General features: G+C 67.1%; 23 protein-coding genes, 2 tRNA genes and 1 pseudogene. 13 read left to right on the plus strand and 13 right to left on the minus strand.

The annotated features are described in order from the left end of the window. Positions 1 to 11: 11 nt before the first annotated feature. Positions 12 to 308 (plus strand): DUF7155 family protein, encoded by a 297-nt coding sequence (locus AU188_RS11425; RefSeq protein ID WP_059163779.1) that lies wholly within the window; start codon positions 12 to 14, stop codon positions 306 to 308. Here the strand turns inward: AU188_RS11425 and AU188_RS11430 are convergent. Then, positions 305 to 559 (minus strand): hypothetical protein, encoded by a 255-nt coding sequence (locus tag AU188_RS11430; RefSeq protein ID WP_059102463.1) that lies wholly within the window; start codon positions 557 to 559, stop codon positions 305 to 307. The two genes, AU188_RS11425 and AU188_RS11430, sit on opposite strands and share 4 nt — an antisense overlap. Positions 560 to 707: 148 nt before the next feature. Between AU188_RS11430 and AU188_RS11435 the strand changes: the two genes are divergently transcribed. From AU188_RS11435 to AU188_RS11455, 5 genes are all read left to right on the plus strand, one after another. Next, positions 708 to 780, plus strand: a tRNA-Asn gene (locus AU188_RS11435). 81 nt (positions 781 to 861) lie between these two features. After that, the gene (locus AU188_RS11440) at positions 862 to 1,230 is read left to right on the plus strand and encodes a hypothetical protein (protein WP_059163780.1); all 369 of its coding nucleotides are present in this window, start codon (positions 862 to 864) and stop codon (positions 1,228 to 1,230) included. Positions 1,231 to 1,396: 166 nt separating this feature from the next. Beyond that, positions 1,397 to 3,685, plus strand: coding sequence for a glycoside hydrolase family 183 protein (locus AU188_RS11445; RefSeq protein ID WP_059163781.1), 2,289 nt, complete (start codon positions 1,397 to 1,399; stop codon positions 3,683 to 3,685). 2 nt (positions 3,686 to 3,687) lie between these two features. Beyond that, positions 3,688 to 4,152 (plus strand): hypothetical protein, encoded by a 465-nt coding sequence (locus tag AU188_RS11450; protein WP_059163782.1) that lies wholly within the window; start codon positions 3,688 to 3,690, stop codon positions 4,150 to 4,152. A 175-nt stretch (positions 4,153 to 4,327) separates the two neighbouring features. Beyond that, positions 4,328 to 4,717: a nuclear transport factor 2 family protein gene (locus tag AU188_RS11455; protein ID WP_059163783.1), complete on the plus strand. Its 390-nt coding sequence runs from the start codon at positions 4,328 to 4,330 to the stop codon at positions 4,715 to 4,717. A 57-nt stretch (positions 4,718 to 4,774) separates the two neighbouring features. Here AU188_RS11455 and AU188_RS11460 read toward each other — a convergent pair whose 3' ends face one another. Then, on the minus strand, positions 4,775 to 6,748 hold the full coding sequence (locus AU188_RS11460; RefSeq protein WP_059163784.1) for an acyl-CoA dehydrogenase family protein: 1,974 nt from the start codon (positions 6,746 to 6,748) through the stop codon (positions 4,775 to 4,777). A 103-nt stretch (positions 6,749 to 6,851) separates the two neighbouring features. Here AU188_RS11460 and AU188_RS11465 point away from each other — a divergent pair, with 103 nt between their 5' ends. Next, the gene (locus tag AU188_RS11465) at positions 6,852 to 7,580 is read left to right on the plus strand and encodes a VIT1/CCC1 transporter family protein (protein WP_059163785.1); all 729 of its coding nucleotides are present in this window, start codon (positions 6,852 to 6,854) and stop codon (positions 7,578 to 7,580) included. Between the two features lie 18 nt (positions 7,581 to 7,598). On the opposite strand, the gene AU188_RS11470 is transcribed toward AU188_RS11465, so the two are convergent. After that, a complete protein-coding gene (locus AU188_RS11470) occupies positions 7,599 to 8,807 on the minus strand; it encodes an MFS transporter (protein ID WP_059163786.1) in 1,209 nt (402 codons plus the stop codon). A gap of 23 nt (positions 8,808 to 8,830) precedes the next feature. Beyond that, positions 8,831 to 9,271, minus strand: a complete 441-nt coding sequence (locus AU188_RS11475) for a MarR family winged helix-turn-helix transcriptional regulator (protein ID WP_059102470.1) — start codon at positions 9,269 to 9,271, stop codon at positions 8,831 to 8,833. Positions 9,272 to 9,373: 102 nt separating this feature from the next. Here AU188_RS11475 and AU188_RS11480 point away from each other — a divergent pair, with 102 nt between their 5' ends. Both AU188_RS11480 and AU188_RS11485 read left to right on the plus strand, forming a co-directional pair. After that, the gene (locus AU188_RS11480) at positions 9,374 to 11,413 is read left to right on the plus strand and encodes an ABC transporter ATP-binding protein (RefSeq protein ID WP_059163787.1); all 2,040 of its coding nucleotides are present in this window, start codon (positions 9,374 to 9,376) and stop codon (positions 11,411 to 11,413) included. Then, complete coding sequence (locus AU188_RS11485) at positions 11,410 to 12,258, plus strand: CbiQ family ECF transporter T component (protein ID WP_059163788.1); 849 nt, start codon at positions 11,410 to 11,412, stop codon at positions 12,256 to 12,258. The genes AU188_RS11480 and AU188_RS11485 overlap by 4 nt, the downstream gene beginning before the upstream one ends. Positions 12,259 to 12,261: 3 nt before the next feature. Here the strand turns inward: AU188_RS11485 and AU188_RS11490 are convergent, their stop codons facing one another. From AU188_RS11490 to AU188_RS11500, 3 genes are read right to left on the minus strand one after another with little or no spacing between them, the layout of a single operon-like run. Then, positions 12,262 to 13,602: an ABC transporter substrate-binding protein gene (locus AU188_RS11490; RefSeq protein WP_059163789.1), complete on the minus strand. Its 1,341-nt coding sequence runs from the start codon at positions 13,600 to 13,602 to the stop codon at positions 12,262 to 12,264. Further along, on the minus strand, positions 13,599 to 14,426 hold the full coding sequence (locus AU188_RS11495) for a carbohydrate ABC transporter permease (RefSeq protein ID WP_059163790.1): 828 nt from the start codon (positions 14,424 to 14,426) through the stop codon (positions 13,599 to 13,601). The genes AU188_RS11490 and AU188_RS11495 overlap by 4 nt, the downstream gene beginning before the upstream one ends. Further along, positions 14,413 to 15,282: a carbohydrate ABC transporter permease gene (locus AU188_RS11500; RefSeq protein ID WP_059163791.1), complete on the minus strand. Its 870-nt coding sequence runs from the start codon at positions 15,280 to 15,282 to the stop codon at positions 14,413 to 14,415. Before AU188_RS11500 ends, AU188_RS11495 begins: the two co-directional genes overlap by 14 nt. 115 nt (positions 15,283 to 15,397) lie before the next feature. Between AU188_RS11500 and AU188_RS11505 the strand changes: the two genes are divergently transcribed. The 4 genes from AU188_RS11505 (at position 15,398) to AU188_RS11520 (ending at position 19,274) form a co-directional block, all read left to right on the plus strand. Next, a complete protein-coding gene (locus AU188_RS11505; RefSeq protein ID WP_502687608.1) occupies positions 15,398 to 16,846 on the plus strand; it encodes a TldD/PmbA family protein in 1,449 nt (482 codons plus the stop codon). 3 nt (positions 16,847 to 16,849) lie between these two features. Next, positions 16,850 to 18,223 carry a TldD/PmbA family protein gene (locus tag AU188_RS11510; RefSeq protein WP_059163793.1) on the plus strand — a complete coding sequence of 458 codons (1,374 nt, stop codon included), beginning with the start codon at positions 16,850 to 16,852 and terminating at the stop codon, positions 18,221 to 18,223. A gap of 52 nt (positions 18,224 to 18,275) precedes the next feature. Continuing rightward, entirely contained in the window at positions 18,276 to 19,082 is an 807-nt protein-coding gene (locus AU188_RS11515) for a carboxymuconolactone decarboxylase family protein (protein WP_059163865.1), read from the plus strand. Positions 19,083 to 19,200: 118 nt separating this feature from the next. Then, positions 19,201 to 19,274, plus strand: a tRNA-Ile gene (locus tag AU188_RS11520). A 175-nt stretch (positions 19,275 to 19,449) separates the two neighbouring features. Here AU188_RS11520 and AU188_RS11525 read toward each other — a convergent pair. The 6 genes and pseudogenes from AU188_RS11525 to AU188_RS11545 all read right to left on the minus strand — a co-directional run bounded on the left by AU188_RS11525 (position 19,450) and on the right by AU188_RS11545 (position 24,408). Continuing rightward, on the minus strand, positions 19,450 to 20,511 hold the full coding sequence (locus tag AU188_RS11525; protein ID WP_082686586.1) for a hypothetical protein: 1,062 nt from the start codon (positions 20,509 to 20,511) through the stop codon (positions 19,450 to 19,452). Positions 20,512 to 20,867: 356 nt separating this feature from the next. Next, a complete protein-coding gene (locus AU188_RS11530; RefSeq protein ID WP_156426635.1) occupies positions 20,868 to 21,401 on the minus strand; it encodes a hypothetical protein in 534 nt (177 codons plus the stop codon). A gap of 91 nt (positions 21,402 to 21,492) precedes the next feature. Further along, complete coding sequence (locus tag AU188_RS11535) at positions 21,493 to 22,212, minus strand: Type 1 glutamine amidotransferase-like domain-containing protein (protein ID WP_059163866.1); 720 nt, start codon at positions 22,210 to 22,212, stop codon at positions 21,493 to 21,495. Between the two features lie 199 nt (positions 22,213 to 22,411). Then, positions 22,412 to 23,047, minus strand: coding sequence for a DUF1460 domain-containing protein (locus AU188_RS25750; RefSeq protein ID WP_286137409.1), 636 nt, complete (start codon positions 23,045 to 23,047; stop codon positions 22,412 to 22,414). A 96-nt stretch (positions 23,048 to 23,143) separates the two neighbouring features. Next, positions 23,144 to 24,070: pseudogene (locus AU188_RS25755) on the minus strand (lytic transglycosylase domain-containing protein); the annotation flags it as partial. A 38-nt stretch (positions 24,071 to 24,108) separates the two neighbouring features. After that, on the minus strand, positions 24,109 to 24,408 hold the full coding sequence (locus AU188_RS11545) for a DUF732 domain-containing protein (RefSeq protein ID WP_059163797.1): 300 nt from the start codon (positions 24,406 to 24,408) through the stop codon (positions 24,109 to 24,111). Between the last annotated feature and the right edge of the window lie 48 nt (positions 24,409 to 24,456).

A 24,456-nucleotide genomic window follows, 5' to 3' on the forward strand; every position in this document is an offset into this window, starting at 1 on the left:
AAGGCGGGCACGTGACATCGACCAACAACCGGGCGCGGCGGCTCGTCGCTGCAGGCGCGTTCGCGGTGGCTGCGGTCGCGGCTCCGTTCGCCGCATCCGTGCTGGGATCGACGGCGTCTGACACCCAGGCAGCCCCGGCTTGCCTGGCATGGTTCGGCAACAAGGAAGACGGCAAGTGCCTGTCGTACTCCAACGGCAACGGCGTCAACGTCGGCACACCCGAGGTCGGCCTCAACGGATCGGACGGGATCGGCATCAACACTTCGCCGATGTTCCCGGGCCAGACCATCAACGATCCGTACCGTTAACGGACCTTCTCTCCTTGCTCGACATCGGGACCGATCACCGTCGTCCCGTTGTCGATCTCCGTCAACGTGACCATGGGCGGGTCCGGCGACACCCGATCGGCGATCTTGCGCCGGCCGGCGTCGATCACGGCTTTGGCCGCCGGGCTCTCGGTGACCGCCTTGTAGGTTCCGGCGATCTGCTCATATCGGCGACGGCCGGCCTTCGAGCCCAGTACATAGCCGACACCCAATACGACGAAATACCCGATCACAGGGTCCCTTCCAGACGACGGTGTGTTCGGTCCCATCCTGCCTCACGTACCTGAGAGCGCGCGGGGTGACGGCGTATTGGCGGGCCCTGCGAGACGTAGGCTAGAGTCAACCCCCGGCCCGCACACTAGCGTGATCGCGGGTGAGCAGTCCCCTGTAGCTCAATTGGCAGAGCATTCGGCTGTTAACCGAAGGGTTGCTGGTTCGAGTCCAGCCGGGGGAGCAGGCACCATCGTCCCGACTTCCCGATCTCCCGACCGTGTCGGCGCCGTCACCGCGCCCGCAGGCAGCGCATGATGGGCGCATGGCCGATGCAGGGTTCTGGATCGCGTGGGGAATTCCCGCGCGCGGACGCGAAGTAAACGCTCTCGAACTCCTCAAACAGTCCACGACGGGCTATCTCGACCGCCTCCGGCGCGACGGGAGAATCGAGCGGTTCGACACCGCGATCCTTCGTCCGCAGAGCGTGGAACTCGGCGGGTTCATCCTGATCCAAGGCTCCCAGGACCAGATCGACGCTCTGCGCCGCGACGGCGAATTCCAGCAGTGGATCACCCAGATCCAACTGGTGGCCGACCGGGTCGGAATGGTCGACGCCTGGGTCAACGACGGCCTGGGCGAGGCGATGGGGCTGTACGACGAAGCGCTGCGCAAGGCCGGCCTGCTCTCTTAACGGGCGTTGCTGGCCCCTGAGCCGGTTGCCAAAACCCATACACGATCAGCACCACAGGGACGCTTGTTGCACATGCGACATTTGTCCTTTTTGCTGCGCGGTACCTGGCCGGTGCTATTAAATGGCGCTAATTGACGGGGAGGGGGATTTCTCGTGGAGGGGAAGCGTGGGCGCAGCAAGGTACATCGGTCGCGTCGGGGGATTGGCCGTCGCTCTGGGCGTGGGCAGTGCGATTGCCTCGGGACACGCCGTCGCGGGGGCCGAAACCACCGACTCACAACCAGGTAACTCCGCCAACTCCGAGCAATCCTCGACAGAGCCGTCCGGCGGGTCCGGAACCGGGACCGGCGCCGCGACTTCGGCGACCGGCGCGACCACGGGTTCCACTCGGACGTCGACGGAGACGTCGACAGAGACCGAGACTGAGACCGACGATCCGGGCGACGCGGACGCCGACGAGTCAAAGAACTCCTCGACGACGACAACCACCGTCACCGGTGGTGTGACGGTCAGCGCGCAGACCAACACCGGGTCGGCGCCCGACGCCAAAGCGCCGGAAGTCACCGTCGCCGCGGAGACGGCGGCGACACAAGACCAGCCGAAACCGGAACCAGAACCCGGGCCCACCGCGACGTCAGAGCCCGAACCGACGCAGACGCCGACAGCCGAGCCGACGCAGACGCCCACAGCCGAACCGACCGCGACGCCGACAGCGGAACCGGCGAAGAACTCGGTGGAAACTGCTGCGCGCGAACCGGGTTCATCTCCGTCGTCACAGTCGAAGCTCGACGGGCCCGCCACTGTGGCGGTCGAACAACCGGCCGCCAGCGCTACGGCACGCACGGTGCAGTCGCTCTCGAATCCCGCTGCGGCGGTTCAGGAACCGACCAGGTTCGCAGTATTCGCCGATGCCCGCTCGCTGGCGGCGAAGACGGACGACGTGTCGCCGACGATGGCCGCTTTTCAGACGACGTCGGCGCCTACCCCTACCGCACCGGCGAACCTGTTCACTGCGGTGGCCAATGTCGTGTCCAGCGCGATCAATTGGGTTCTCAACCCGTTGGCCGGCACGGCGCCGACGACGCCCGCACAGCCGCCGCTGATCTGGGGCCTGCTCGCATTCGCTCGCCGCGAGTTCGAGAATTTCTTCTCGGCGTTGACAGGACGGTCCAACTCGACGGCGACGACGCTGGTGGAACCGGCGACCAGACTGGCGCTGGCAGCAGCGGCGGTGCCTACGGGACCGCTCTACTCGCCCTTCCCCAACCCGCAGGTGAGCCCGTCGACACAATTCGTCTCCTGGGTGACGGGCCCCTACAAATATCCCAACGATCCCCTCAGCGGATACTCAGACCTGATGGCCAACACCGTCGACCGCTACCGCGTGGGCGGTACGGACCTCGGCATCATGTGGGACAACGGAATTCCCGACGACCCGAACACGCCGATCAACGAACACCAAGTCCTGATCGCCGTCGGTGACACGTTCGCCGACGGCGACATGTCGGTGGACTGGCGGTCCAACACCATCTTCCGCAGCTCCGATTGGGACCTCGCCAACGGGATCGAAATTCCCAACGGTCAGTGGTACACCGGCAACATGTTCGGCGGCGCGCCGTTGGGACCCGACGGGAACCCGAACCGGGCCAGGCAGGTCATCTTGCCCGAAGGTCTGCCCGCCGGTGTGACGCTCATCCCGACGGCGGGGATCTCGGTGCCCACACCGGGCTCACGGTTCGGAGCGATCCAGTACGTCAGTTTCATGTCGGTGTCCCAGTGGGGGTCGCCGGGTTCCTGGACGACGAACTACTCGGCGATCGCGTGGTCCGACGACAACGGCGAGACCTTCCATGTCGCGCCGCAGACGGTCCGCTACAACCAGCCGTGGAGCGGAAACCAGAACTTCCAGCAGTCGGCGTTCGTCCGGCCCGGCGACGGATACGTCTACATGTACGGCACCCCCAACGGCCGACAGGGCGCCGCGTACCTGTCGCGGGTGCCGGAACAGGACATCCTGGACCTGACCAAGTACGAGTACTGGAACGGCGGAAACGCCGGCTTCTTCGGCTGGGGCGCGACCCCGGCCGGCTGGCGCAAAAACGACCCCGCCGCGGCCACAGCCGTTTTCGGGGTCGACCAGGGTGCGTGCGGCGTCGCCAATCCCGGCAATCAGGTCAGTGAAATGTCTGTCCAGTACAACAAGTCGCTGAAGAAGTACGTGGTGCTCCATGGCGATCAGTTCAACAACATCGTGATGCGGACCTCCGACACCCCGCAGGGCACCTGGTCGAGCGCGAAGGTGCTGATGAGCCAGCAGCCCGGTGGCATCTACGCGCCGATGATGCACCCGTGGTCGCCCTCGACTCAGGGCACCGGTACCGACCTGTACTGGAACCTGTCGTTGTGGGACGACTACAACGTCATGTTGATGCGCACGGACCTGTCCAAGGTGTGACCATGCTTCGACTGACCCTCGTCGGCATTGTGGTCGCACTGGCCAGTGCGCCGGTGGCCTGCGCTGAACCCGGCCCACCGTCAGCAAGCGGCAGCTGCACGGCGGACCTCGAGGGTGCCATGACGCGGCAGCCTGATGCCGACAGCCCGTCGGTGTGCCGGGGCGGCGCATGGCAGCCGGTGACCACGCCACAACCACCCGCGGATCGCTGGGTGAGCTTCGACTCGCCACTGAAACTGCACGGACAGGGCATGCGCAATCCGGACATGGCGTCGGGCAAATGGACTGCGACGCCGAGGGACTCGGCTGCGCAGTGCCGCGTGCAACAGCAGGAAGTGGTCAGCCCCGGACAGCTCAGCGCACCGGCGACCGCCGTTGCAGAGCCGGGCCAGCGGCTGCAGTTCGAGGTGCCGCCCAGGATGTTCTTGATCGAACTGAGCGGCGACTGCCTGTGGGAGCGCGGCTGACCGTTTGCGGGCGCGTCAATTTTTTGGCCGTTTCCCACCCCTTACCTCCTGCAAAGCGGACAATCTGTGCTGGCGGCGAACGGTCTGACTGATCCGGGAGCTGCACCCGTGCGACTCCCTAGACCGGCCACGCTCTCGCGGCCGGATTATCGGATGCGCACGAAGGGTCACGGAAATGTCCGAGCAGGAAAACAAGCAACTCATTCAGCGGGGCTACGAGGCGTTCTCCGCGGGAGACATCGAGACGGTGATGGCCATGTTCGACGACGACGTCGAGTGGGTCCAGCCGGGCGAGAGCGCCGTCAGCGGCACCTATCACGGCAAGACCGAGGTGATGGAGTACCTCGGCCGGCTCGCAGAGAAGTCACTGTCCGTCCGGCTCGACCAGCTGATCGCCGAGGGCGACACGGTCGTCGCGCTCACCGAGATCAGCGTGGAGGGCCAAACCGGCCGCGACGCCGACGTCTTCACGGTTCGCGACGGCAAGACGACCTCCGTGAGGATCCACGGCGACACCATGCTGATGGAGCGGGTGTACGGCAAGAAAGAGCTGGCCGCCGGCTGAGGACGGGGTGCGCACGGGTCCGTCGTCATGTGATGCCGGGCCCGTCGCCCACGCCTCCTACTTCGGCTCGATCGTGCCCGCGCTGATCGCATTCTGCTCGGTGTGCTCGTCGGCGTCGGGTATGCGCTCAGGGTGCAACATCTCGGCGTAACGCAACTGCTCGGGGATGCCGAACCCGTCGACGAGCAGCTCGGCGTACGGCCGCAACGTGCGGCAGCGTTCGTTGATGCCGCGGGTGACGGCCTTGGCGCGCTCGGTGGAGATGTAGCGGTGTTCGATGAACCAGGCCTTGTCCTCTTCGATCACCGACAACGCATACAAATCGCACACCATGTTGAGGACCTTGCGGGCCTCCTCGTCCTCACACGAGTCGATACCCGCGACGAACGCTTCCAAGATGATGCGGTCGATGTGGGCGCGGGCGCTGTGCAGCACATGGTCCTGCACGGCGTTGAACGCGTCGAACTCGCTCATCTCCTTGGACTTGCCCTGCAGCCGGCGGGCCACCGTCGAGATCATGTACTCCTCGCGGTCCTCGAACATCTGGACCTGGGTGCCGCGGTTGAACAGGCTGCCTTCCTCCTCGTTGTCCTGCCGCGTGTCGAGGATGGTCTGCATGATCGTCTCCGCCGCAGTGCGTTTGAGCACGCGCTCGCCGGCGAAGTTGGCGGCGAAGCGCACCCACTCGACCGGGCTCATGCTCTTGATGTCGTCCGCGTAGGCGGTGAGCAGTTCCTTGGCGACCAACTGGGTCAGCACGTGATTGTCGCCCTCGAAGGTGGTGAACACGTCGGTGTCGGCCTTCAATGCGATCAGCCGGTTCTCGGCCATATAGCCTGCGCCGCCGCATGCTTCGCGGGCTTCCTGGATCGCGCGGGTGGCGTGCCAGGTGTTGGCGGCCTTCAGCCCGGCCGCGCGCGCCTCGAGCTCACGCTGCTCCTCCGGGTCGGGATCCTCGGCGCTCTGCAGGTCGTGGCACTTGGCCACGAGTTCGTTCTGGGCGAACTGCAGCGCATAAGATTTCGCGATCAGCGGCAGCAGCCGACGCTGATGGACCAGGTAATCCATGATGAGTACTTCGCCCTCGTCGTCAGGGGCGGTGAACTGTCTGCGCTGCAACGCATATCGGGTGGCGATGTCCAGTGCCACCCGCGCCGCGGCGCCCGCGCTGCCCCCGACGGTGACCCGGCCGCGGATCAACGTGCCCAGCATCGTGAAGAAGCGTCTGCCGGGGTTCTCGATCGGCGACGAATAGGTGCCGTCCGGCGCCACGTCGGCGTACTTGTTGAGCAGGTTCTCGCGCGGGACCCGGACGTGGTCGAATTGGATGCGGCCGTTGTCGACGCCCGGCAGGCCCCCCTTGTAGTGGCAGTCCGACGTGGTCACCCCCGGCAGGTCGTTTCCCTCGTCGTCGCGGATCGGCACCACGAGGCAGTGGACGCCGTGGCCCACCGCGTCGGGCGTGATCAGTTGTGCGAAAACCGCTGCTACCCGGGCGGTTTCGGCGGCGCCGCCGATGTAGTCCTTGCGCGACGTCGGCGTCGGCGAGTCGATGACGAACTCCTCGGTGGCCGGGTCGTAGGTCGCGGTGGTCTCCAGTGATTGCACATCGCTGCCGTGCCCGGTTTCGGTCATCGCAAAGCAGCCGAGCAGCTCGAGGTCGATGATCTTCTTGACGTACTTCTCGTGGTGGCGCTCGGTGCCGAGGTTTTCGATCGCGCCGCCGAACAGGCCCCACTGCACACCGGCCTTGACCATCAGCGACAGATCGGACATCGCGAGCATCTCGATCTGGGTGACCGCCGCGCCGACGTTGCCGTTGCCGCCGTGTTCCTTTTTGAAACCATCCTCGGCCGAACCCTGGGCCGCCATGATCTTCAGCTGCTCCGCCACCTTGGTCCTGGCGATGACGGTGTTCGGGGTGTAGTGCGGCCGGAAGATCTCGTTCGACAATTCCTCGCGCATCCGGTTCTTCACATCGCGCCAACGGCCGTCGAGCGCATTGCACAGATGTTCCGCAGTGGTGGTCATGACTTCGACCGTAGCCTTCCGCGCGGCACCACAAACTGTGATGTCCTAAACCAAGGTGAACCTGAGTCGATCGCCGTTTCGGCGGCCGGAGTTGAATCGAGCCATGAGGAACTCCGACCGGCAGCGTATGCAGTGGCGTCCGCATGATTTCGACCACCGCCACAGTGATGTCAGTGGCGGTTGGCTGCGGGCCGCGACGTTCGGCGCGATGGACGGCCTGGTCTCCAACACCGCGCTGATCGCCGGTGTGGGTGCGACGGCCGCGGCGCACACCGTGGTGCTCAGCGGATTCGCTGGTCTGGCGGCGGGCGCCTTCTCGATGGCGCTCGGCGAATACACCTCGGTGAAGACGGCCAATGAGCAGATCGAGTCCGAAGTCGTTGTCGAGCGTCGCGCATTCCGCATGCATCCGCAGGCCGAGCGTGCCGAACTCGCCGACACGTTGGTGCAGATGGGGATGTCGCCGCAGACGGCGGCGGTGGCCACGGAGGAGATCCATCGCGACGAAAACCGCGCGATCAACTTCCACCTGGTGCAGGAGATCGGCATCGACCCCACCGAGAAGCCGTCGCCAGTCATCGCGGCGGTGTCGTCGTTCCTCACGTTCGCCGTCGGCGCGGTGACGCCGCTGATTCCCTACCTCCTCGGTTTCGAGAACCTGTGGCTCGGGCTGCTGTGCGGCGGGCTCGGATTGATGATCGCCGGTGGCGTGGCATCGCGATTCACCAGAAAGCCGCTGTGGTTCGCATCGGCGCGGCAACTCGTGTTCGGCGCCGCGGCCATCGCCGCGACGTACGTCGTCGGGCTGCTGGTCGGCTCGGTGGTCACCTGAGTTCGGTCGCGAACCGGATCACGTGTCGCTGCCGACGCCGATCGCCGTCGCCTCGCTGAGTTCGTCGAGTTCGGCCTCTTCGACGTCGATGCCGACCAGATGTGACCGGGTGAGCGCGAGGACGCCGGCGCCCAGCAGCACCGCGCCCGCGCCGACCCAGTACGGCATGTGCACGCTGATCTGCTCTCCGAGCACTCCGGCCAGCCATGGCGCCAGCGCGGCACCGGAGAACCGCACGAAGCTGTAGGCCGCCGAAGCCACGCCGCGTTCGACGGGCGCGGCCTTCATCACGGTCTCGGTGATCAGCGTGTTGTTGACGCCGATGAACAGCCCCGCCACCACCACGCACGTCGCGAGCGCAGCCTTGTTCTCGGTCGCGACGGCCATCACGATCAGCGTCGCCGTCATCGCCAGCAGATTGACCAGCAGCACGGGCACGGTGCCGAACCGGCGCTGAAGCCGCGGCGCCACCACCACCGACGTGAACGCCAGCGCGACGCCCCAGCCGAAGAAGATCAGCCCGATCTGGTGTGCGCTCATGTCGAGCGGAAACGGTGTGAAGGCCAGCAGGGTGAAGAACCCGAAGTTGTACAGCAGAGCAGTGATCGCCACACCCAGCAAGCCGCGGTGCCGCAGCGCGCGGAACGGGTCGGCGAGTGTGGTCGCACGTTCGGCGGGCGGGGTGGAGGGCAGCATGACCGCGGTCACCACGAGCGCAAAAGCCATCAGCGCCGACACGCCGAAAAACGGTCCGCGCCACGAGATCGACCCGAGTACGCCGCCGACAAGGGGGCCGACCGCGATGCCCAGGCCCAGCGCCGCCTCGTAGAGGATGATGGCCTGCGCCACCGAACCGCGCGCCGAGCTGACGATGGTGGCCAGGGCGGTGGCGATGAACAGTGCGTTGCCCAGACCCCAAAGTGCCCGCCAGCCAACGATTTCCATCACGGTGTCGGACAGCCCGGCCAGGCCGGCGCCGATGATGATCACGAGCAGACCGACCAGCAGTGTGCGCTTGGGGCCGATCCGGCTCGCCATCACACCGGTGACGAGCATCGCCACGCCCATCACCGCCATGTAGCTGGTGAACAACAGCGAGACCTGAGACGGCGACGCGTCGAGGTTCTCGGCGATCGGCTTGAGGATCGGGTCGACGAGGCCGATGCCCATGAACGCGACGACGCAGGCGAAGGCAACGGCCCAGACAGCTTTGGGTTGACGCCACATACGGGCGGGTGCTCCTTTGTTGGTTACTTGGTGATGGTGTTGGGTGTGGCCGCGTCCGCAAGTAGCCGGCGCAGCACGCGCACCGCGTCGCTGAGCGTTTCGCGGTCGGCGGCGTCGAGCCGCTCCAGGTACGGATCGATCGCCGCACCGCGGTCCATCCGGACTTGGCGTAGCGTGTCCACGCCCTTGGGGGTGATGCGGATCAGCACCGCGCGCGCGTCCTCGGGGTCGACGGTGCGCGACACCATGCCCGCGTCCTCGAGCCGGCGGACCTGGGTCGTCATCGTCGGCTGCGAGCAGTGGTCGAGCGCGGCGAGATCGGAGATGCGGGCCTCGCCCTGGTCTTCGATCGTGGACAGCAACCGTGCCTGGGCATAGCCGAGCGGAAGGCGGACGCGCTGTGTGGCCAGGCGGTTGATCCGGGCGACCACGGACAGCAGATCGGCTCCGAGCGTCGGTGTCATGCACCCAACATACATAGTTTTACTATGTGTTTCAAAGCGACGCGGCATCCGCCGAACGCCGCACCGTGACCGCTGTCAGATTTCGACTGGCAGAATCAGGTAGTGACCGTGACCGGGGGCCGAACTCGACGTAGCGGCCGCTTGCGTCCCGTCGAACTGGCGCAGGCCTCTGTCATGGCGGCGCTGTGTGCGGCAACCGCGATCATCGCGGTGGTGGTCCCGTTCGCGGCCGGACTGTCGCTGCTGGGCACGGTGCCGATGGGCCTGCTGGCGTACCGATACCGGTTGCGGGTTCTGTTCACCGCGACCGTCGCGGGCGGCATCATCGCGTTCCTGATCGCCGGCATGGGCGGGTTCATGACCGTCGTCGACTGCGCCTACATCGGTGGCCTGACCGGCGTCGTCAAGCGCCGCAGCCGTGGTACGCCCACTGTGTTCTTCGCCGCACTGATCGCGGGTTCGGTGTTCGGCGTGGCCGTGGTGGTGGCGCTCGCCATCCTGGCGCGACTGCGCCACCTGATCTTCGAGTCGGTGACGGCCAACATCGAGGGCCTCGCGGCGGTGATCGCCCGCATCCCGGAAATGGCGGGCGTGGCCGAACGACTCAAGCGCGACTTTGCGACCGCGCTGGACTATTGGCCCCTGCTGTTCTTCGCCGGCGGGGTGCTTTCCATCACGTTCGTCAGCCTCGTCGGCTGGTGGGCACTGTCGCGGGTGATCGAGCGACTGGCAGGCATTCCCGATGTGCACAAGCTCGAGTCCTCGAGTGATACGGGTGTGATCGCGCCGGTGCCCACCCGCCTGCACGACGTCCGGTTCCGCTATCCGACCGCCGACCACGACGCTCTGGGCCCGGTCTCGCTGAGCGTGGAACCGGGGGAGCACCTCGCCGTGACCGGCGCCAACGGCTCGGGTAAGACGACGTTGATGCTGATGCTTGCCGGACGGGAACCGACAGCGGGCACCATCGAACGGCCGGGCGCGGTCGGGCTGGGCCGCATCGGCGGCACGGCGGTGATCATGCAGCATCCCGAGAGTCAGGTGCTCGGCACGCGGGTGTCCGACGACGTGGTCTGGGGATTACCGCCCGGCAAGGCCACCGACGTGGAGCAGTTGCTCGCCGAGGTCGGCCTGAGCGGTCTGGCCGAACGCGACACCGGCGGGTTGTCCGGCGGCGAACTGCAGCGGCTCGCCGTGGCGGCGGCGCTTGCGCGTGAGCCGTCGCTGCTGATCGCCGACGAAGTCACCAGCATGGTCGACCAGCAGGGCCGCGACGGACTGATGTCGGTGCTGTCGGGGTTGACCCGGCACCACCGGATGTCGCTGGTGCACATCACCCACTACAACGACGAGGCAGACGCCGCCGATCGTACGGTCAACCTGACCGGAAACGGGGGCGCCGCCGACAACACGGACATGGTGGAATCCGCGGACGCGCCGGCTGCGACCGTACCCCGCGGTGCCGGCAACGCCCCGGTGCTGGAACTGCGAGATGTGAGCCACGAGTACGGCAGCGGCACGCCGTGGGTGGCGACGGCGTTGCGCGACATCACCTTCACCGTGCACGAGGGTGACGGCGTGTTGATCCATGGACTGAACGGGTCGGGTAAGTCGACGCTGGCCTGGATCATGGCGGGCCTCATCGAGCCGACCGCCGGTGCATGCCTGCTCGACGGGGCACCGGCATCCGAACAGGTTGGCGCCGTTGCGATCTCCTTCCAGGCCGCCCGATTGCAGCTGATGCGTGCCCGGGTCGACCTCGAGATCGCATCGGCCGCCGGGTTCTCCCCGCGCGACCGCGCCCGGGTCGCCGAGGCGCTGTCCACCGTCGGGCTGGACCCGACGATGGCAAGCCGGCGCATCGACCAGCTCAGCGGCGGCCAGATGCGCCGCGTGGTCCTGGCCGGGCTGCTCGCGCGCTCGCCGCGCGCGCTCATCCTCGACGAGCCGCTGGCCGGTCTGGACGCCACCAGCCAACGCGGGCTGCTGCGGCTGCTGGAAGACCTGCGCCGCCGCGCCGGGCTCACCGTCGTCGTGATCTCCCACGACTTCGCGGGGCTGGAGGAATTGTGTCCCCGCACATTGCATCTGGCGGGCGGCGTACTGGTGCCGGCGCCGACGGCGGCGGGAGACCGCCCATGACGACGGTGTCGACCGGACGGCGTCAGCGCAGGGGCATCGTGCTGCTGCGGCCGGTGCCGGGCAACAGCGTGGTCCACCAACTCTGGGCGGGCACGAAGCTTCTGCTGGTCGCGGCGATCGGCGTGCTGATGACCTTCTATCCGGGGTGGGTGCCGATCGGCGCGGTCGCCTTGCTGGTGCTGATCGCGGCGTGGCTGGCCGACATTCCGCGCGGCGTGCTGCCGTCGGTACCGCGCTGGCTGTGGATCTTGCTCTTTCTCGGCGGGTTGACGGCCACGTTCGCCGGCGGCAGCCCGGTGATCTCCATGGGCACAGTCGAAATGGGTCTGGGCGGGCTGCTGAACTTCCTGCGCATAACAGCGCTGTCGGTGGTGCTGCTCGGGCTCGGCGCGATGGTGTCGTGGACCACCAACGTCGCCGAGATCGCGCCGGCCGTCGCAACGTTGGGCCGGCCGCTGCGGGCGCTGCGGATCCCTGTCGACGAGTGGGCGGTCGCACTGGCGCTGGCGTTGCGGGCCTTCCCGATGCTGATCGACGAGTTCCGGGTGCTCTACGCGGCACGCAGCCTGCGGCCGAAGCAGATGCCGGTGCGCCGCCGAGGACGGTGGCGCCGATGGTGGCTGGAGGCCATCGACCTGCTCGCGACGGCCATCACCGCCGCGCTGCGACGCGCCGACGAGATGGGTGACGCGATCACCGCGCGAGGCGGTGCCGGGCAGATCTCCGCTGCACCCTCGCGTCCGAAAACCATTGACTGGTGGGCGTTCCTCATCGTGGCGGTGGTGTGCGGGGCGGCGCTGGCGCTGGAGTTGACCGTCGCCGGAACCAGCGCCGTGACGCGTTGACTTCTAGCGTTGCGCGGCGGCGTTCGCGGCCCGCTGAGCCTCCGCCAGCGTGGTACGCACGTCGCGACGGCCGAGGAACATCTCGTCGAAGTAGGGCTTGAGCGCGTCGAAACCCGCGGCGAAGCCTGCTCCGCCGGGAGCGGCGATGCGGGGGCCGTCGAGCACCCTGAAGAATGGGCTGACATCGACGCCACGCGACCGCCAGTAGTCTTCGTAGACGCGTTGCGCGTCGAGCACCGCCGGAATCGCCACGCCGCCCGCACCGAGGTACGCGTTGCCGTGGGTACTTCCCATCCACGCGAGCACCTCACGCACCGCGTCGGGATGCTCGCTCGCCGAGTTACCAGCCGCGGCAATACCGTTCGTCACGCTGACCCGGCCCGCGGGGCCCTCGGGCAGCATCGCGACGCCCCAGCGGAACCGAGCGGCGCCGGCGACTGCCGCCAAGTTGTACGTTCCGGACTGGAACAGCGCCATCCTGCCCTGCAGGAACTGGTTGCGGGAGAAGTCGCCGTTGTCGTTGGTGGCCGACGCGGGCGGCGCGACGTGGTCGGTGTTGACCAGCCGCACCAGGTACTCGAACGCGGACGCGGCCTGCGGATTGTCGAACGCGAACCGGTCGCCGACAGAGAAGACCCCGCCCGCCGAACCGATGTAGTTGAGGTAGATGTTCTGTAAATCGTTGGCGGCGTTGTAACCCCACTGTCGGACACGTTGCGGGTCGAAACCCGGTGTGCCCGCGGCGCGACCGTCGTCGTCGATTGTGAGGCGTGCCAGCAGAGGCCGCAGCGTGTCGGCGGCGGGATCCGGTGACCAGCGCAGCGACCGCAACTCGCCGGCGTCGACTCCCGCGGCGTCAAGCAGGTCGGCGTTGAAGTACACCGCGATGCCAGCGTCGGTCAACTGCGGCACTGCCCACAGTGTGCCGTTACGCGTGAACTGGTCGACGACCGACGGCTCCCATGCTTGGGATGCGCCTTCGCCCAGAGTGTCCCCGATGTTCATCAACCGGCCGCTGTCGGCGTATTCGGCGTAATAGGCGTTGCTGATCCAGAAGATGTCGTCGGCGCCGCCGCCGGCGACGTCGGTGCGCAGAGTGTCGAAGTACGTGGAGTAGGCGACGACGCTCACCCGCACCTCGATGTCGGGGTGCTCGCGGCCGAACTCGGCGAACGACGCGCGGTAGGCTTCGGCGACCTGCTCGTCCCACAGCCGCACGGTCACCACGGTGCGCCCGGCCGAGTCGCCCGACTGTCCGAGCAGCATGGCGGCCACGAGCAACACCACCGCCGCCAGCGCCAATCCCGCCGCGGCGAGCGTCGAAAACCGCGGCCGGAGGCTCATTTCAGCCCCGTCACGACGATCGAGCGCACCATGTGACGGCCCACTGCGGCGAACAGCACCAGCAGCGGCACGATCGCCACCGTCGTCGCGGCCATCACCAACGTCCATTGCGCGTTGTACCGCGATTGCAGACCGGCCGTCGCGACAGTGAGTACCTGCCACTCGCCGCCGCTGGTGATCACCAGCGGCCACATGAAGCTGTTCCATTGCGAGACAACGGTGATCAACGCCAGCGTCGCCAGGATCGGTCTGCTCGCGGGCAGCACGACATGCACAATCACGTCGAGCGTGTTGGCGCCGTCGATGCGGGCCGCGTTGATGAGGTCGCCCGGAATGGTGCGGAAGTACTCACGCAGCAGGAAGATCGCGTACGGCGAACCGAACATGAACGGAAGCACCAGAGCCCAGAAGGTGTTGCGCAGACCCGCCTCGGCCATCATCAGATACAGCGGGACCACGGTCACGGTCGCGGGCACCATGAGCGTCGCAATGTACACCCAGAACAGCGCGTCGCGGCCGGGAAAGCGCAGACGCGCGAACGCATACGCGGCCAACACGGAGAACGTCAATTGGCCGAGCAGGATGACCGCGGTCATCAGCGCGGTCACCACGACCGCCCGGCCGAACCCGGCGTCGGCCAGGTTCGCGTAGTTCTGCAGGGTCGGCGGGGCCGGCAGCGACACCGGCGACTCGCTGTCGAACCGGCGTGGGTCCCGCAGCGAGGTCAGCACGCCGAGCACGAACGGCGCCAACGTGATCAGCGCGCCGGCCACCAGAACGGGGTAGATGACGACGGCGGACGCGAACCGGCTAGATGAGGTCATAGCTGATCCGTCGTCGGAAGTACAGGTGCTGAACGACCGTCACACCGACCAGCAGGACGAACAACACCACCGCCATGACCGCGGCCCGTCCCACCGCCGCGGCACCGAACGCTTCGGCGTAGATGCGGTGCGCCACCAGGTCGGTACGGTTCTGCGGACCGCCGCCGGTCAACGCGTACACGGTGTCGAAAACCTGTGCTGCGCTGATGATCCCGGTAACCAGCACGAAGAACAGCGTCGGCCGCAGCATCGGCAGGGTGATGTGCCGGAACCGCTGCCATGCCGTCGCGCCGTCGGTGCGCGCAGCGTTGTGGACGTCCTCGGGGATGTTGAGGATGCCGGCGAGAAAGAACAGCGTCACGTAACCCACGTTGGTCCATACGATCACCGCCGAAACGACCGGCAGCGCCAGTGTCGGATCGGTGAGCCACCCGATCTGGTGGCCGAGCATCGCGCTGACCGCGCCGTCGGTGGGCGCGAGGATCCAGCGCCACAGCACCGCGATCGCCAGCGGTGCGCAGATCCACGGCAGCACGTACAGCGTCCGGAAGAACCCGCTGCCGGGCAGTCCACGGGCCAGCAGGGCCGCCGCGGCCAGCCCGAGCAGAGTTTGCGCGGGCACCACGAGCGCGATGAACACCAGCGTGACCACCAACGATGTGCCGAAGGTCGGATCAGTCAACACCGATTGCCAATTATGCAGGCCGACATACTGCATCGGGCTCAGCAGGTCCCACCGGTGCAACGACAGCCACATCACCACGAACATCGGCAGCAGCATGAACGCAACGACTCCGAACAGGCTCGGAGCCAGGAGTGCGTACCCGGTTGCGGTCGTGTGGCGGCTTGCTGCCATCCGAGTCATTAAAGCGGGCCGAGAGCGCCACCACTACGGTGGTGGCGTGACAGCCACCCGACGAGTCGATGCCGACTTCCTCGATTTGCCGCGGTATGGGCTGGCCGACGCGGCGATGTCGGCGGCGTTGTCCGCCGGTGCCAGCTACGCGGATCTGCGGATCCACGCGATCACGACGGAGATCGTGCAGTTGCGTGACGGCGAGCTGCAGACCGCGGTCGTCGACCGGGAGATCGGTTTCGCGGTGCGGGTGATCGTCGACGGCACCTGGGGGTTCGCCTCGCACGCCGAGCTCAGCGCCGGCGTCGCGGCCGAGACCGCGCGCCGCGCCGTGCAGGTGGCCAGGACGCTGGCGCCGCTGAACGCCGAGCGCATCGAGCTCGCCGCCGAACCCGTATACGCAGATGCCACTTGGGTTTCGGACTACCGGATCGACCCGTTCAATGTGGGTATCAGCGACAAGCTGGACGTCCTCGGCGAATACTCGGGCCGGCTGCTGGCCGCTGACGGCGTCGACCACGTCTCTGCCGGTTTGCACACCGCGAAGGAGCAGACGTTCTACGCCGACTCGTTCGGCTCGACGATCACCCAGCAACGGGTGCGGGTACAGCCGTCGCTGGATGCGGTCGCCGTCGACGCTGCGGCGGGGACCTTCGAGACGATGCGCACGCTGGCGCCGCCCACCGCCCGGGGCTGGGAGTACGTGAACGGTGACGACGTGTGGGACTGGACCGACGAACTCGCCATGCTGCCGACGTGGCTGGCCGAAAAAGTCAAGGCCCCCTCTGTCGCCGCGGGCCCCACGGACCTGGTCATCGACCCGTCGAACCTGTGGCTGACGATTCACGAATCCGTCGGCCACGCCACCGAATACGACCGGGCGATCGGCTACGAGGCAGCGTATGCGGGCACGTCCTTCGCCACACCCGACAAGCTCGGCAGCATGCGCTACGGCTCACCGGTGATGAACGTGACCGCCGACCGGACCGTCGAATACGGCCTGGCGACTGTCGGATTCGATGACGAAGGGGTGCAGGCACAGAAGTGGGACCTGGTGCGCGACGGCATCTTCGTCGGCTATCAACTGGATAGGGTGTTCGCGCCGCGGCTCGGTGTCGGACGGTCCAACGGCTGTGCGTACGCCGACTCGCCGCATCACGTGCCGATCCAGCGGATGCCCAATGTCTCGCTGGAGCCGGCCGCCGACAATGTGAGCACCGAGGAACTCATCGCCCGCGTGGATGACGGCATCTACATCGTCGGTGACAAAAGTTGGTCGATCGACATGCAGCGCTACAACTTTCAGTTCACCGGTCAGCGGTTCTTCCGGATCCGCGACGGCCGGCTCGACGGCCAGCTACGCGACGTGGCATACCAGGCGACGACAACGGATTTCTGGGGATCGCTGGAGGCCGTCGGCGGGCCGTCGACGTGGCGGCTCGGCGGGGCGTTCAACTGCGGCAAGGCGCAGCCCGGTCAGGTGGCCGCGGTCAGCCACGGCTGCCCGTCGGCGCTGTTTCGAGGGGTGAACGTGCTCAACACCCGGACCGAGGCAGGGCGGTAGTCGATGATCGGCGCACAGCAAGTGGTGGAGATCGCGCTGGCCGAGGCCGACCGGCGGGGCGAAGCCGACGAGACGATCGTGTTGGTGACCGACCGCGCCGACGCGTCGCTGCGGTGGGCGGGCAACTCGATGACCACCAACGGTGAGTCGACGAGTCGCTACACGACGGTGATCTCGGTGGTACGCAACGGCAGCGAGTCGCACGTCGGTTCCATGCGCTCGAGCGAGGTGGACCCGACGACCATCGCGGCGCTGGTGGCGGCGTCGCAGGAGGCCGCGCGTTCGGCGCCCGAGGCCCGCGACAGCGCACCGCTGCTGACGAGTGGTGACGTACCACCCGATTGGGACGCCCCCGTGCCGAGCACCGGCGCGGAGGTCTTCTTGCCGGTGGCGGACGGACTGGCCCGCGGGTTCCGCGGCCGCAACCGGTTGTACGGGTACGCGCGGCACATCCTCGAGACGACATTCGTAGCGACCTCTGGCGGGCTGCGACGGCGCTACACCCAGCCGACGGGTTCGGTGGAGATCAACGCCAAGCGGGACGGCGCCAGCGCCTGGGTCGGCGTCAGTACCGCTGACTTCACCGATGTGCCAACGGATTCCATGCTCGACGAACTGTCGACGCGATTGGGGTGGGCGCAGCGGGCGGTCGAGTTGCCGGCCGGGCGTTACGAGACGATCCTGCCCCCGTCGGCGGTGGCCGACCTGATGATCTACCTGACGTGGGCGATGGACGGCCGGGGTGCGCAGGAGGGCCGCACCGCGTTCTCCGCACCCGGCGGCGGCACGCGGGTGGGGGAGAAGCTCACCGGCCTGCCGCTGACGCTGTACTCCGATCCGTTCGCCGATGGGCTGGCCTGCACGCCGTTCGTCGCGACGCCGGTGTCATCGGAACGGGTTTCGGTTTTCGACAACGGGATGGACGTCAACCGGGTGGACTGGATACGTGACGGCGCCATCAACGCGTTGGCGTACTCACGGGCGGCGGCCGCGGAGTTCGACACGGCCCCGGCGGTGCCGGCGGACAACCTGCTGATGACCGGAGGGCAGGCCGGGCTCGCCGACATGGTCGCGGGCACCGAGCGCGGACTGCTGCTGAGCACGCTGTGGTACATCCGCACGGTCGACCCTTCGGTGCTGCTGCTGACGGGGCTCACTCGCGACGGTGTCTACCTGGTCGAGGACGGCGAAGTGACAGCCGCTGTCAACAATTTTCGGTTCAACGAAAGCCCGCTCGACCTGCTGCGCCGGGCGACGGAGGCCGGCGTCAGCGAGGTCACGCTGCCGCGCGAATGGGGCGACTGGGCGACGCGGGCGGCGATGCCGACGTTGCGGATTCCCGACTTTCACATGTCGTCGGTCAGTCAGGCGCAATAATCCCTGGGTGGGCGCTGATGAGTTGGCCGACCGGATCGCCGGATTGGTCGCGATGTCCTCGGGCGATTGCAGGCAAGACACGCTGATTCGGCTGACGTGCGGGCGGGCGTTGTCGTTGCCGCCGCTGCCGGTGGAAGTCGACGTCGTCGACGAGGCCAGCGAAGCCGGTCGGGTGGTGGCGGCGTTCGCCGAACAGTTCGCGGTCGACGTGTCGGGACTCGGCGACAACCAACGCAAGCGGATGCTGGAGACGTTGAGCGACAAGGCATTTCGAACAGTTGCCGCGATCTTCATCGCCGATTTCGTGCCGCGGGTGTGGGCGGGATGTGAAGCGCTGGGTCTCGGTAGGCCCGGTGACTACAGCGTCGTCGAGTGGGACCACGAGTCGGATCCCGTCGATGCGCTGCTCAACGGATTCGCCCCGGCGGTGGCGCGGTTAGGGGCACTGGATCCGGTGACGACCGAGATCGTCCGCTTGCGCGGGGCGACGCAGCACAACTGCCGGCTGTGCAAGTCGTTGCGCGAGGGCAACGCGTTGGACGTGGGCGGGTCGGAGGAGCTGTACGAGCAGATCGAGCGGTACGAATCCGCCGACGGCCTCAGCGACGCGCACAAGGCGGCGTTGCGATACGTCGACGCGTTGATCTGGTCGCCGGCACGGATCGAGGCGGAGGTGGCCGCGGGCGTACGCCGGCACTTCTCGGAGCAGCAGGCCTGGGAGTTGACGCTGGACGTCATGCGCAACGCGACGAACAAGATCGCGGTGTCGCTGGCGGCCGACGCGCCCCGGATCGCCGAGGGCACCGAGCGGTACCAGATCGGCGCCGACGGGCAGCCGGTGTACGCCGACATCGCTTAGTGGGCGCTGGCTGTCGGGGAACGATGGGCCGGTAGCGACAAATTCGCGGGGAGCGAATCGGTCGCTGGGCGCCGCACAGTGGAGCATGTGGGAACATTGGTGCCGCACAGCGCGCCCGGGGGCGGTAGCTCAGTTGGTTAGAGCCGCGGACTCATAATCCGTTGGTCGCGGGTTCGAGCCCCGCCCGCCCCACTTCTTGGTGTATTACCTCGGCTGATGCTTGACGTTTCTACTTCGGTTGATGGCTGACAGTGTTTCGGCTGATGCTTTACACCTACTTCGGCTGATCCATCGGGCGTCGGTGCGGGCGCAGATGTTTGATCCGAATCTGCGCAGCCCGACAGCAGCACGCAATCGTCGGCCGCGGTCAATCCACGCGGGGAAAGTGTTTCCCGGCTTCTGCGTCAAGCCGCAGCTGCGTTGCCCGAGCCCGCGCCTCGGCGGCTCGGCGGCGGGCTTCGGCGGCTTCTGACGCCGCCCACACCTCGGCGGCGCGGGCTTTGGCTTCGGCGGCTGCTGCCTGCTCCCTCGCCTCGGCCGCGCGGGCTTCAGTTTCGGCGGCATCTGCTTGCGCCTGCAAGTAGGTACTCACTTCGGCGGCGCGGGCTTGGGCTTCGGCGGCCTCTGCTTGTGCCCAGGCCTCGGCGGCGCGGGCTTTGGCTTCGGCGGCTGCTGCCTGCTTCCTCGCCTCGGCCGCGCGGGCTTGGGCTTCGGCGGCCTCTGCTTGTGCCCAGACCTCGGCGGCGCGGGCTTTGGCTTCGGCGGCTGCTGCCTGCTTCCTCGCCTCGGCCGCGCGAGCTTCGGTTTCGGCGGCTTCTGTCCGGGCCCGCGAGTGAGCCTTGGCTTCGGCGGCGCGGGCTTGGGCTTCGGCGGCCTCCGCTTGCGCTTGGGCTTCGGCGGCCAGCGCTTCGGTTTCGGCGGCTAAAGCTTGGGCTTCGGCCGCTTTTGCCTGCGCGGTTGCCTCGGCCGCCAGCGCTTCGGCCTCGGCGGCCACCGCCTCGGCTTCGGCGGCTAGTGCTTGGGCTTGGGTAGCCTCTGCCCGCGTCCGCGTCTCGGCGGCTAGCGCCTGGGCTTCGGCGGCTTCCGCCCGCGCGCGTGCTTCCAACTCTCGCTGCGGCAGATTCGGCTTGGCTTGCCATCCTCGGTCGCCGCGCCGCTTCTGGTGGCGCCCTCCGTCATGCGCGCGGTTCCCGGCGGTTCTCTGCTTGTCCACGAGGAACTCGACGACAACCAGAGTCACGGCGGCCAGCGCCAGTAGCGGCACGAACAGCGATGGGTTCGTGACCACCCCGGCGAAGCCGACGACCGCCAGAGGTACCGCGACCATCATTGCGGCCGACGGATACCGCTCACCTATCCGGACGATTTCGGCCAGCATCTTCAACGCCTGCGCAACCCACGACCTGAGCCCCAGCCCACTAGTGGCCATCCTGGAAGAAGACCCCACGATCCCATCCCTCCGCGGAGATGTTGGCCTCCGTATTGTGACCGACGCGCGGGCGACAGGATAGGAATAACGAATCTTTGTCGGCGCCAAAGTCTACGTCGGACCAAATCGCACGAGTGATCGTCAATACCCTCGGATTACGGCAAGGACCGAACTAGTCGGGCTGCACGAGACTCCGCCAACGACGACGCTCCCGGAATCACCGCGGGCATGCCCTACTTCTTCCAGCCGCCCGCGAGCCCGGCTCCTTTGGCTCTGCTCCTCAAACGCACTGTCGCGAAAGTAGTTTCGGTGGGGTTCGTCGGCCCCATCCGGGCAGAACCCGAATCGCCCCTCGGCTACGGCTGGTCGATGCGCGGGAACTGTATGGTTTCGGCCTCTGCCTCGTCCTTCGCCTCACGCCGCAGCTTCGCTTCGCGCGCACGGGCCTCGGCGGCCACGGCCCGGACTTCGGCGGCTTTCGCCTGTGCCCACAACTCCGTTGCGCGGGCCCGGGCTTCGACGGCTTCTGCTTGCGCGCGCGCTTCCGAACCCAGCGGCGGCAGATTCGGGACGGCATAGGTGCTTGCTGGGCCATGCATTCGCTCAGCTCTGCCAGCAGCGACGTGCGTCTGGTGCTCGGCCTCCTCCTGCTGGGCCGCGCAGACTTCAACGACGATCAGCGCCGCGCTGGCCAACAACAACAGCGGCACGAAAACGTATGGGTAGATGGCCACCCCGGCCAAACCGAGGACGACCAACGGGACGGCGACCACCCCGACGGCCCACGGATACCGCTCGGCGAATTGGAGGACGGTCGCCCGCGTCGCGAGCGCCCGCTCGGCCCATGAGTGGAGATCCGGCCGGCTGAGGACCCTTCTCGAAGACCCCACGATTCCGTCCCTTCGCGGAGACATTGACGCTTCCATTGTGACTGACAGCCCGACGGTCCGATAGATGCCACGCACGTTTGTCGGCAACCAATCAGTCGTCCTCTGCGGGCCACAACAACGAGTGGACGACTCGAGAGCCGTCCAGCCGGAATTCGTGGGCGGGACGCCGCAGCGGCTCGACGGTCATATCCGTGTGTACGACGACGCCGCCACCAGCGGGGATTCCGAGCCCGACGGCCGTTCCCTCCAGCTGCTGAACTGTGCGCGACAGCCGCGCCCACTCCGCTCCTTCGTCGTGCGTGTCGATGACCATGGGGACGAGCGACAGCACATCGAGCAGCCCGCTCGCAGAGGATTCGACGGTGTCGACGATTGCATGGCGTCCGAGTTGGACCGCGCCGGCTGAAATCCCAACCAGGACGGCCCCTTGCGCGTAGCGATCCAGGATCACCTCGTTCATGCCGGTTCTCTTGAACGTGTCCCAGCCGAGACGCACGTCGCCGCCCGCCAGCACGACCAATTGGGCATGCTCCAAGAAAGCGCGATCGTCCGGGCCGAACGACGACTCGATCATGCGACGATCGGTGATGCCGATCGCGTCCACCGCCGCCTCGAAGATGTCGTAGAACTCCGGGCGGTCCCCGTTGGAGGCGCCGATGTAGGCCGCGCTGATCCCTGCATCGTCAACCAATCCATCGAGAACAGCCTCGAGAAGCAATCGATTGTGCCGCTTCCAGAACAGGAGCTGACTGTCTGCCAGCAGATAGAGCGGTTGAAGTTGTGACGCCGCCGAGCAAGCTGACGTCTCGATAGCGGTTGTCGAACGTGCGGGATGCCCATTCGGCCCGGAATCGACCATGGTGTCGCTCCTATCGGCGAGATTCGTTGTGTTGCAGCGCCATCTCCCATGATCGCCTCCTGGAGGAGAAGGCAGACGATACCCCGGCCGCGCCGCGTGCGGATTGGTATGGCCGAGCGGCTGATTCAAGCTCACGAGTGTCTGTGACTTGTCAACGAACCGGGCGGAGTACCACCACTCCGGGCACGTTGCGCAGATAGTCCTGTAACGGGGTGTCGACGACCTTTTCGTCGGCGTCCAGTGATGACGCGTTCCGCACGACGGGGCCGTGCGGGGTATCGATGAAAATGCCCACGTGCGTGACATCGAGGCCGCCGTCTTCGGCGTACGAACCGATGTAGTCGCCGGTACGCAGCTGGCTCAGCACGCCGCCGTCGACCTGTGCGCTCGGAATGTAGGTCACCGTTCGCGGTATGACCGGCAACCCGGGCAGATACACCCCGCCGGAATCCTTCTGGTTCAGGTTCTTCTGCACCTGAACGGCGTTGGGACTCAAGGTCGTCGTAATGTCGGTCGCGATAGCGGGCGTCCCCGCGGCCCAGTCAGTGAAGAAGTGTTTGCGGTTCGGGAAGCTCACGACGCCGTCCCGGTAGCGGACCTCGATGAGTGCGGCGATGAACTCATCGCGGTTTCCAGCCCGCTTCAGCGCCTCGACGTAATCGGCATAGGTGAAACAGTCGACCCTCGACAGTTCAACGACGAGCTTTTCGGGCTCGCTCGCGGAACCGACGAGAGTGTCTGCGCCATAGGGCGTGTCGAGGAACTGCCGCGAAATCGCGTCGGACATCTCGGGCGGGGCGGCGCCGGCCGCACCCTTTTTGACAGTCAGCAACCTCTCGAGTGTCTGCGCGCTCTGCTCGGAGATCTGGACGTCGGGTGACGACTTCGCCGACGACGCAAGGTAGGTCGCGACGGGTATGGGGGAGGTCTCGTTATAGCCGACCGGCAGCAGCACGTCACCGGCCGTTGACAGGTAGTACACCTCCCACCGGTGATAGCCGGCGAACGCGGCGGGATCGGCGGCCAGAACCGCGGCGTAGTCACTGACCGCCCGGACGTAGTTGTTCGAGTTGTTGTACCGGTACAGCGCGTAATCGCGGTCGCCGGCGAACCCGTTGGCGGCGAGGTAGCGGCCGGCCGCCATGATGCTGTCGCGCGGCGAGAGGATATCGCCACCCGCGCCGTAGGCGGCGAATGTCGAGGGCATGAACTGCATCGGACCCTGCGCGCCCGCGGTGCTCACGCCCGCCACCCGTCCGAACGCGGTTTCGATGAGGTTGATCGCCGCCAGGAAGTTCCAGCCGACACCGAACTCGGACTCGGCCTCGCGGTAGTAGCCCATCAGCTCGTCGGCGGGTGTGGGTGGGACGATCCGCCATGCAGGCAGCGTGTCCTTGGGCCGACTCATCACCCCGAGTTCTCGACGCGCGTTGACGTTGTGGTCGTAGATCTGCAGGAACTCCGGCGGAATTCGCGGGCGCACGATCGGATCCCATTCGGGATGCCGTCCCAGCGCCCGGTATGCCGCTTGCTGCCGGTGCGCCGCCGCGGTCATCAGCGCCTCGGACGATGACGGGTCGCGCAGCACGCGTTCGTCGGCGACCAGATCGTCGGCCATGCGCACCGGGTCGGATGCCAACTCGCGGCGCGGGGCCTCGGCTGCCGGTGTCGGCAACGGGGAAGCCGGCGCTGCCGTCGTCGTGGACGAGGCCTCCGGCCTGTCAGGGCTCGAGCAGCCGACCGGCGCGAACAAGATCACCGCGATGCCCGCGGCGGCAACGGTCCTGGCAGCGTCGAGACGGGCATTCATTGCCGTCGGAGTCTAGCGCCGCCAACCGCCTCAGCGGATCACGCTTGCTTGGGCTCCGGGCACAAATACAGGCGCGCACCGGCCACGATGAAGTTCGACAGTGTTTCGTCCTCGGTCGCGATGTCCAACTTCTCGGCCACGGCGGTCGAGTCGGCACCGCGGGCGAGCTGCGCGCACGCATCACGGGCGAGGGTGGTCAGTGTGGAGCAGTCGCCCGTGTATCCCACCGAGGTGATGCTGCGGCAGAGATCGTCCTCGGGCGTTGCGGCAGCCTGCGGTGCGGCCATCAGTAGGCCCACCGCTGCGATCGAAAGCGCTGTGAGCGCACGCGTAGTCATGTCACGTCCTTCCTAGCGCCCGACTACCCGTTTCGGGTCGGGGCACGC

The sequence above is a fragment of the Mycobacterium sp. IS-3022 genome (assembly GCF_001500065.1).
In the GTDB taxonomy this organism is placed as follows: domain Bacteria; phylum Actinomycetota; class Actinomycetes; order Mycobacteriales; family Mycobacteriaceae; genus Mycobacterium.

Excerpts from the sequence above, each read along its gene's own strand:
- AU188_RS11440 (WP_059163780.1), top strand. The coding sequence starts at position 862 with ATGGCCGATGCAGGGTTCTGGATCGCGTGGGGAATTCCCGCGCGCGGA.
- AU188_RS11475 (WP_059102470.1), bottom strand. The coding sequence starts at position 9,271 with ATGACACCGACGCTCGGAGCCGATCTGCTGTCCGTGGTCGCCCGGATC.
- AU188_RS11515 (WP_059163865.1), top strand. The coding sequence starts at position 18,276 with ATGTCCTCGGGCGATTGCAGGCAAGACACGCTGATTCGGCTGACGTGC.
- AU188_RS11525 (WP_082686586.1), bottom strand. The coding sequence starts at position 20,511 with ATGGCCACTAGTGGGCTGGGGCTCAGGTCGTGGGTTGCGCAGGCGTTG.
- AU188_RS11500 (WP_059163791.1), bottom strand. The coding sequence starts at position 15,282 with ATGGCAGCAAGCCGCCACACGACCGCAACCGGGTACGCACTCCTGGCT.
- AU188_RS11455 (WP_059163783.1), top strand. The coding sequence starts at position 4,328 with ATGTCCGAGCAGGAAAACAAGCAACTCATTCAGCGGGGCTACGAGGCG.
- AU188_RS11450 (WP_059163782.1), top strand. The coding sequence starts at position 3,688 with ATGCTTCGACTGACCCTCGTCGGCATTGTGGTCGCACTGGCCAGTGCG.
- AU188_RS11485 (WP_059163788.1), top strand. The coding sequence starts at position 11,410 with ATGACGACGGTGTCGACCGGACGGCGTCAGCGCAGGGGCATCGTGCTG.
- AU188_RS11495 (WP_059163790.1), bottom strand. The coding sequence starts at position 14,426 with ATGACCTCATCTAGCCGGTTCGCGTCCGCCGTCGTCATCTACCCCGTT.
- AU188_RS11490 (WP_059163789.1), bottom strand. The coding sequence starts at position 13,602 with ATGAGCCTCCGGCCGCGGTTTTCGACGCTCGCCGCGGCGGGATTGGCG.
- AU188_RS11470 (WP_059163786.1), bottom strand. The coding sequence starts at position 8,807 with ATGTGGCGTCAACCCAAAGCTGTCTGGGCCGTTGCCTTCGCCTGCGTC.
- AU188_RS11510 (WP_059163793.1), top strand. The coding sequence starts at position 16,850 with ATGATCGGCGCACAGCAAGTGGTGGAGATCGCGCTGGCCGAGGCCGAC.
- AU188_RS11545 (WP_059163797.1), bottom strand. The coding sequence starts at position 24,408 with ATGACTACGCGTGCGCTCACAGCGCTTTCGATCGCAGCGGTGGGCCTA.
- AU188_RS11505 (WP_502687608.1), top strand. The coding sequence starts at position 15,398 with ATGTCGGCGGCGTTGTCCGCCGGTGCCAGCTACGCGGATCTGCGGATC.
- AU188_RS11465 (WP_059163785.1), top strand. The coding sequence starts at position 6,852 with ATGAGGAACTCCGACCGGCAGCGTATGCAGTGGCGTCCGCATGATTTC.
- AU188_RS11460 (WP_059163784.1), bottom strand. The coding sequence starts at position 6,748 with ATGACCACCACTGCGGAACATCTGTGCAATGCGCTCGACGGCCGTTGG.
- AU188_RS25750 (WP_286137409.1), bottom strand. The coding sequence starts at position 23,047 with ATGTCCGACGCGATTTCGCGGCAGTTCCTCGACACGCCCTATGGCGCA.